Origin of the sequence: Corynebacterium sp. AOP12-C2-36 (genome assembly GCF_052379185.1) — a bacterium.
Lineage (GTDB): Bacteria > Actinomycetota > Actinomycetes > Mycobacteriales > Mycobacteriaceae > Corynebacterium.
The window spans coordinates 1-7,078 of the sequence record NZ_JBQSYJ010000043.1 but is presented as its reverse complement, the minus strand read 5'-3'; the positions used below and the strand labels follow the sequence as shown (position 1 = coordinate 7,078).

Below are 7,078 nucleotides of genomic sequence, written 5' to 3'. Positions count from 1 at the left end.
CAGCTGCGCGACGGTGACACGCTGGTGGTGTGGCGCCTGGACCGCCTGGGCCGCTCGGTCAGCCACCTGATCGCGCAGCTGGAGGACCTGCAGGACCGTGGGGTGGGGTTCGTGTCCATCCAGGAGGCCATCGACACCACCACCCCGGGAGGCCGGCTGGTGTTCCACGTGTTCTCTGCGCTGGCTCAGTTTGAACGTGATCTCATTGTCGAGCGCACCACTGCGGGTTTGGCGGCGGCCAGGGCTCGGGGTCGGGTGGGTGGTCGGCCGGCGAAGCTGTCTGAGCAGCAGGTTGACATCGCCCGGTCGTTGTATGAGTCCGGGTCGGTGAGTGTCGCGCAGATCGGGCGGATTCTGGGGGTGAGCCGCTCGACGATCTACCGGGCACTGGACCGACACAGGTGACCGGCTGAGGGGCTTCAGTTCCAGGTGTGTGGGGTGAGGGTCGTCTGAGCGGGGTGATCCCAGGAGGCAGAGCGCTTCTCGGTCCGGGTGGGAAGCATGAGCATGATGAACACCGCAAGGCCGCCGAGAACAGGGATGAGGCTGAGGAAAAACCACGGTCCTGCGAAGCCGGCGTCGTGCAGTCTTCGCCACAGCAGTGACAACGTCGGAACCACGAACATCAGGAAGAAGATCACACTCAGTTTGTTGGCGAACTCCGCAGAGATAAATAGTGTTGCCAGGACGCTGAGAAGAGAGCTGGCGAGGAAGGTGAACAGGAAAAAACACCAGTATTCACCTCTGGAGGCGTAGCCTTTGAAGTCGATGGTTTTGTGGAGCGCTCGTAGTATCGCTGGCCCGAATCTGATTCCGTAGTGGGCATCGGCGAGATTGTCAGGATTATCGTCGGGTGGCGTCTGGTTTCGCGGGCCGTACGGCGATGGATATGGACTGTGCAGTTCTGACATGGATAATCGGTACCTTCGCTGTGGTGGTGTCGAAGAGCTATCGGGCTGGATGCTCGCGTAGTGCATTCAGCACGATCGTTCCCTCGCGCTCGGCGTTGGTTGCCACAACCGCCCAGACAACATCCCTGTCCGTGTCGTGGTAAAGGTACTCGGTCACGGCAGCTTCGTGTCCGTTGTCGGTGGTGTAGGTCGCTGACATGCTGGCAGTCGTGTCAGTGTTAGCCCCAGTACTGGCGGTCGCAGAGCTTTCGCGGTAGAGCGGGCTGGTCGCCTCCAGGCGCAACGCGTCAGACAGTGCGGTGGGAAGCGTCGAGTGAGCAGTCGACGAGCAGTGATGACCATAGGCGACAACCGTGGGGGAAAAACCCGATGATCGCGGTGGGGCGGGTGCGGCGATAGCCACATTGTCCGTGGAGATGGCCACCTCCCACTGGGGTGCCAGCGCGCCGGCGAGGTGCTCCAAGCGTTCCTGGTCCCACGGGGCGGTTGTGCTCAACACGGCGGTGTCGAGCAGCTGCTGCACGGCAGAGAACACCGTGCTGGAGGTGGTGTGGGTCATGGGTGGTCCTTCCTCATGATGGTTCTGTACAGGGTTTTTTCGGCATTCCAGATGTAGCGCGGCGAGGGCGGAAGCGCACGAAGACCCATCCAAACGCGCATTGCGATATGGCCGAGAGAAGTGAGGAAACAAAGGGGGATCACATCCTTGACAGATCCCTCTAGGAAGAATGCCGCAGGGATAGGGGTATAAAGAAGCGCGTTACTCGTAAAGAATATGGCTTCAGATACTTCTTTTGGGTGCTGGACGGACTCAACGAACTCGCCAAAAATTGGGACAAGAACATTTGAAATAATAATTATCGCTATTGATGATAGTAGCCAAAATTCCATTCCTGTCATGGGGATCACATCACCGCACTAGAGTCATTTGAACAAGTCTTGAATCGCTTGGCCAACGGGCGTGAGGACTCGGTTTCCAATTTCTCCGCCGATAGCGCCGCCAAGGGGTATTGCGATCGGGGCGAATGGGCCAGTAAGTGCGCCTGCTGCGCCTCCGATATAGGCGCCCGCTGCGCCGCTTCCGATATTTCCCACGATTCCGCCACCAATCGCTCCACCAGCATGATCGGGATCCTCAGCCGCTGCAAACCCTGCTTGCACTCCTGTAACGACGTTGCCGGCAACCCCGAGTGCTCTGGCAGGGTTTTTGGCTCCGATACCTCGGCCGGCTCTTTCCGCTGCCGTATCCTGCCGGTGAGCTCCGACAGGTTTCCCGTTGCGGCCACTGTCATTGTTGGCGCGATCAGCAGCACTGGCCGCTCCTGCCGCCGCTCCCAGAGCAACGTCGCCGGCACCTGCACCAGCGACAGAAGCACCGGGATCCTGCGATGCGGGGTCTGCAGCTGGTGGGGCGTTGGTGATGGTGTCGGGTACCCACTCGAAGGTGCGGGGCACAAACGGGCCCTGCAATGGGTTGTCGGTGGTGCCCAACCCGATCTGCTCACCGGTGTCCGGGTTCACCCGCACGGGTTGTTGTCCGTTACCGGGGTACACGTCAGCGGAGTTCTGCCCGGGATGATTCACCACTGCTGGCGGGTCGGCGGGGTTGACCACTCCGACACCAGGTACGGACTGGTTGGCTACCGGCGGATCAGCAGGGGTGGTGTTCGGATCGGCTATCACCGTCGGCGGGTTCGTTGGAATCGTGTTCAGCGCGCCTTCAGCCTCAGGCGAGCCCACCGGCGCAGCACTGTCAGGTCGACCAGTTTGGCTGACCTCACTTCGTTGGCCGTTCTGCTCCATGGTCTGGGTGGTCCTGTTGGACTGTTGATCGTAGTCGATCATCTCCACGTTGTTGCTGCCCCCTGACTGCTCGTCAGTCGGGTTCGGGAGATACCTCGTCGAGTTACCGTTATCCCGGTCGATCTGGGCAGAGCCGTCGTCGAAGCTGCGTGACTCGCCGGTGTCGTCCAGGTCCAGCGGGTCGATGTCGTATTCACCGTCACCTCCCTTAGCCACATGATCACCGGCCGGAGAGAGCGCATCAGTAAACGGTGGCTGGGCTGCGGTTCCACCAACCCCGGTCGTCGGTGCAGGACCGTCACGATCGGACTCGTTGACTCCACTGACTGGATCATCGACCGGCTGGCTGCCGGTGTTGTTTCCCTCCATCAGCCCCAAAGGATCCTCAGTGGCATTGCCGTCACCATCGTTGGCCATCGGTGTGCCATCGTCCGAGACGTAGTCGGTGAACGGCGGCCGACCGTTATCCCCTGTGGCAGCATCACCGTCACTAGTATCATCGTCGGTGTCAGCGGGGTTCTGGTTACTGTTGGCAGCGCGGGAGAAATCGTTGTTGTCTTGTCGCTGCTCTTCGGCCTTTTGCTCTGCCGCGGCGTACACATCTTTCGTCGACCCCTCGAACATAGGATCCAGGGGATCACGCCCAGTACCGGAGTCACTGCCAGTATCGTCGCCGGTGTCTTGTTTGTCCGGGTCAGCCAGGATCGGCAGGGCCGTGGCGTGCTGCGGGTCGACGACCTGTATTAACTCACCGGTCTCGTTATCCACCTCGTAGTAGGTGTCCACGGGTCGTCCGGACGCGTCGTAGGCCCAGGGGGCTTTGACGTGCTCAACGATGTTGCCATCGGCGTCGAGGACATCGACACTACCGTCAGGGTTCTTCACCATCTGCCCACCGGCGGGCACGTCCATGTCGAAACGATGCTCACGCGGGGAATCGGGGCCCTCCAGAAGGATCAGGGACTGCTCACGACCACCGCCCCAGTCAATGTCAGCGCGGTGGGCACCATCACGCCGGCGTCCCCGCGCTGCACGCTGGGCCAACAGTGCCCCGACACCACCAGCGGCAGCACCACCGGCCCCCAACGGGCCGGCCAGGCCCGCAGGAACCGGGGTGCCACCATCATCACCGTCACCGGTGACCCCACCAGCGCCACCGACGCCAGCGGCTTCGGACGGTTCAGAAGCCCCAGAAGACCCAGAGGACTCAGTAGACTCCGTGGATCGCGGGGTGTCAGTCGTGCTGGATGTGCTGGCGTTTCGCTCGTCGTCTCGCCCTGTCCGGTCGGTGAGGTCCACCCCGGCCAGGCCCTCGACCTGGCGAACACCGGCGCTACCATCGTTGTTCGTGGTGTCAGTGCTGCTGGTGGTGAGGATCTCACCGGTGGCGACACCATCATCATCGATGACCGCCGGTCCGGCATCGGTGTCAATGACACGCACACCCCGGGGGTTACCGTCGCCATCGGTGATGGTGTCTTGTCTGGGTGTGGCCCAGGGGGTCACGGTGGGAACATTCGACCGGGCGGTGTCACTCGCCCGCGGCGCACCACCACCGGCAGTATCGTCCTCGGGGGTGTTCATGCGCTCAGCCAACCCGGTGCGTGGGGATCCCAGGGGTCCCAGGTCCATGTCCTGCTGGTACTGACTGGGGCCACGATCGAAGCCTTCGTACTGGTGGTCACGACCCGGGGCACTGTCCCCACCATTGCTGTCCCCACCGCCGCCGGGAAGCGGCGGGGCTGTGGGACCTTGCTGGCACACATAGGGCGGCCACGCACCAGGGCCGGGTTCTTCACCCGGGTGGGCGGCTCGCCAGGCAGTGTCCATGGCCTGATTGTAGGCGGCGGTGTCGCGTTGGCAGCGTTGTTCGGGGGTCTCCTGTGCGGAGGCGACACCAACCACACCACCACCTGTGCTGCCTGTGCCGGTTGTGTTGAGTGGCCCTGCCCAGATCGGCGCGGTGACCAACGCCGCATCGGCGACACCGGCACCCCACCGCATACCCAGTCGTGCGCCCACACGGGAACCCAGACGACTGCCCAGTTTTCTGCTCGGTCTACTGGCGGTGGTCGTGGGGAGGGTACTGTCGCCGGGGTTGGTAACGTGATCGTGACGCGGGGATGTGTGGTGGGTCATGAGTCACGACTCCCGTGATCCCTGGTTGTCCCGGCTATCTCGGAGGCCCCGGTTGTCTCTGGTGTTCCGGTTGTCTCTGGTGTCGAGGGTGAAGGCGGTGAACCCGGTGACCATCAGTGCCCCGCCGATGATCATGATGATGATGTAGACGAATATCACCGGGATGTAGCCGAAGCGGTCCATCGCAGTGTCGAAGTGCTGGGACCACGCCAACGCGGCGATGATGACGGCCACGCCGATGACCAGTTTGCCCAGGGCGATCCACACAGGCGACGGTTGTTCGTCACGACCAGTCGTTGATAACTGTGGCTGCGTCTCGGGGCTGCCGGGTGCAGCGGCGACCGGATAAGCCTGGGCGGGTTCGGGCCGGTGCACACCGGTAGTGTCGGGCGTGTTGTCGCTCGTGGCGTGGGGCTTAGCGTGGGTCATGGTGGGGAACAGCTCCTATTACGACGAGGCGGGGTACACAGCGGCTAGGAAAACATCGCCATCGGCGGGATTGATAAAGGTCAGGGCACCGGAAGGTTCCACTGGTTTTGCACGATGGCGCTGTAGGTGTTGCCGTCAGGGGCGGCGACACTGCCGATGAACCACGCCCCGGGATATGCGCCTGTGCCGGGAGAGTATTGACCTGTGGCTTGACGGCAGTTTCCTTGAGTCCTGCCCGCGAGAAGCGGTCCGACGCGCAGGTCATGTTGAATTGTGCAGTACGTTGATTTCGGGGTGGCCACGGACGTTGCCTGAGCAGCGCTGGTGGGGGCGGTGATCCCGGCGGTGAGCGTGGCGGTGGCTAGTGCCATCGCCGCGGCACCGGCAACGCGACGCACACGACGGGGGTTGTGCGTGGTGCTTGTGGTGGGGGTTGTCGAGGTCATGACAGCTCAAAACTCCTGGGGTAGACGGTATCTGGGTAGGCTTCCTCGTTACCGAGAGCAGGCCGTGCGACACCGGGTCAGTCATGCCAGTACGTACCGGTGCTTGCGGTGGGCGTGCTAGCGAATGCGGGTGGCGGTGCCGTAGACGCTCACCGCATCGACAGAGGTCGGTGAGGTGGCCGACACGGTGACGTAGGAGCGCACACTGACTGGTCCGGCACAGCCGTTGACTTGAAGATGAGCCCCGGTGAACCCACCCGAGGCGCGCTTGTACTCGGGGTTGATGGGCATGGATACCAGATCCACATCAGTGACCCCACCAGGGTCCAGGTGGGTCGAGACTGTTGGGGAGGCCTCGAGTTTGCCGTCGAGACCGACTTCACCGCGGGCGGTGGCGTCAGCACCGGCGTTGACGCCGGTGATGTTGGGCAGTTCGACCTGCACGCTGGGCCCGCCTTCGATTCCGGCGTCGGCGTGGGGTGCGATACCGGCGGTGCCGGCGAGTTCGACATCCACCCCGCCGGAGATGTCGACCCCGCAGCCGATCTGGTAGCCGGTGGTGAACATCGCCCCGGTGAGCTCGGGGGCGCCGGCACCGTCGATCCAGACATCACCGGTGAGGCTGGCGAAGGTCTCCCCTGTGGTGGTTGAGGAGTCCAGGGGGGCGGCGATGTTCAATGACTCACCGGTCTTTGATGCGTGCAACGCCCAGCCATCGGCGGTGGTGCGCGAGACCTGGCGGTCAGGCAGGTCGGTCGGCCCGCCGGTGACCGGCACCGGCCACGGCAGATCAGGCAGAGCGGGCAGGGTGGGCGCGGCAGCAGCCGGACTGATCGCGGTCAGTCCGAGAGCGGCGGTTGCAGCGATGCTCAGCGCTGCAGCCGAGACCTTCGAGGCTGTCGAGAACCTCGAGGTGCTTGATGTCCGGGAGTTCCGGCGGGTTACTGGTCGGACGGCGTCACTGTGCGCCGTCGTGGCTGTGGTTGTCCTCGTGGTCGTCATGGCAGGTAAATGTAGTGCGCGCTCTGCAGGTGTGTTGGGTGAATGATTGTCACATTTTGGTCTCATCGCTGCAGTCCGGGGGTGTTCTACGGTCACGGTCAGGTCACGGTCGGCCAGGCGTGTCAGCCTGGGTAGGCTGGTGTGCGTGCTGGTGGTTGATGTGTCAACCAGGCGGGCATGGTGCGGTGCCTGTGCGGTGTCCGTGCAGGCCGTGGGTGTGATGGGTGCTGTGGGTGCTATGGGTGGCTGTTGAGAAGTCGACGGTCATCGTGGGTGGGGCGACTCGCAGGCCAGAGGGGCCTGCTGCCGCGTTGGCGATGGTCACGGTCAGGTCACGATCGCCCCCGC

At 63.2% G+C, this 7,078-nt stretch carries 8 protein-coding genes; 1 reads left to right on the top strand and 7 read right to left on the bottom strand.

All coding sequences use genetic code 11. The features are described from left to right. Positions 1-405: recombinase family protein (locus tag ACT3UN_RS16235; protein WP_444657621.1), on the top strand; the 405-nt coding region annotated here is incomplete at its 5' end. Positions 406-419: 14 nt separating this feature from the next. On the opposite strand, the gene ACT3UN_RS16230 is transcribed toward ACT3UN_RS16235, so the two are convergent. The 7 genes from ACT3UN_RS16230 to ACT3UN_RS16200 form a co-directional block, all read right to left on the bottom strand. Beyond that, the gene (locus tag ACT3UN_RS16230) at positions 420-911 is read right to left on the bottom strand and encodes a DUF805 domain-containing protein (RefSeq protein ID WP_444657620.1); all 492 of its coding nucleotides are present in this window, start codon (positions 909-911) and stop codon (positions 420-422) included. Between the two features lie 37 nt (positions 912-948). Then, positions 949-1,470 carry a hypothetical protein gene (locus ACT3UN_RS16225; RefSeq protein ID WP_444657619.1) on the bottom strand — a complete coding sequence of 174 codons (522 nt, stop codon included), beginning with the start codon at positions 1,468-1,470 and terminating at the stop codon, positions 949-951. Beyond that, positions 1,467-1,811 (bottom strand): hypothetical protein, encoded by a 345-nt coding sequence (locus tag ACT3UN_RS16220; RefSeq protein WP_444657618.1) that lies wholly within the window; start codon positions 1,809-1,811, stop codon positions 1,467-1,469. Before ACT3UN_RS16220 ends, ACT3UN_RS16225 begins: the two co-directional genes overlap by 4 nt. 24 nt (positions 1,812-1,835) lie before the next feature. Further along, positions 1,836-4,220, bottom strand: coding sequence for a hypothetical protein (locus ACT3UN_RS16215; protein ID WP_444657617.1), 2,385 nt, complete (start codon positions 4,218-4,220; stop codon positions 1,836-1,838). A gap of 636 nt (positions 4,221-4,856) precedes the next feature. Further along, complete coding sequence (locus ACT3UN_RS16210) at positions 4,857-5,282, bottom strand: hypothetical protein (protein WP_444657616.1); 426 nt, start codon at positions 5,280-5,282, stop codon at positions 4,857-4,859. An 80-nt stretch (positions 5,283-5,362) separates the two neighbouring features. After that, positions 5,363-5,728 carry a hypothetical protein gene (locus tag ACT3UN_RS16205; protein ID WP_444657615.1) on the bottom strand — a complete coding sequence of 122 codons (366 nt, stop codon included), beginning with the start codon at positions 5,726-5,728 and terminating at the stop codon, positions 5,363-5,365. A 117-nt stretch (positions 5,729-5,845) separates the two neighbouring features. Further along, positions 5,846-6,730, bottom strand: a complete 885-nt coding sequence (locus tag ACT3UN_RS16200; protein WP_444657614.1) for an MspA family porin — start codon at positions 6,728-6,730, stop codon at positions 5,846-5,848. Positions 6,731-7,078: the final 348 nt, after the last annotated feature.

Coding starts and splice junctions, on each gene's coding strand:
- ACT3UN_RS16230 (WP_444657620.1), bottom strand. CDS start 911: ATGTCAGAACTGCACAGTCCATATCCATCGCCGTACGGCCCGCGAAAC.
- ACT3UN_RS16225 (WP_444657619.1), bottom strand. CDS start 1,470: ATGACCCACACCACCTCCAGCACGGTGTTCTCTGCCGTGCAGCAGCTG.
- ACT3UN_RS16220 (WP_444657618.1), bottom strand. CDS start 1,811: ATGACAGGAATGGAATTTTGGCTACTATCATCAATAGCGATAATTATT.
- ACT3UN_RS16210 (WP_444657616.1), bottom strand. CDS start 5,282: ATGACCCACGCTAAGCCCCACGCCACGAGCGACAACACGCCCGACACT.
- ACT3UN_RS16205 (WP_444657615.1), bottom strand. CDS start 5,728: ATGACCTCGACAACCCCCACCACAAGCACCACGCACAACCCCCGTCGT.
- ACT3UN_RS16200 (WP_444657614.1), bottom strand. CDS start 6,730: ATGACGACCACGAGGACAACCACAGCCACGACGGCGCACAGTGACGCC.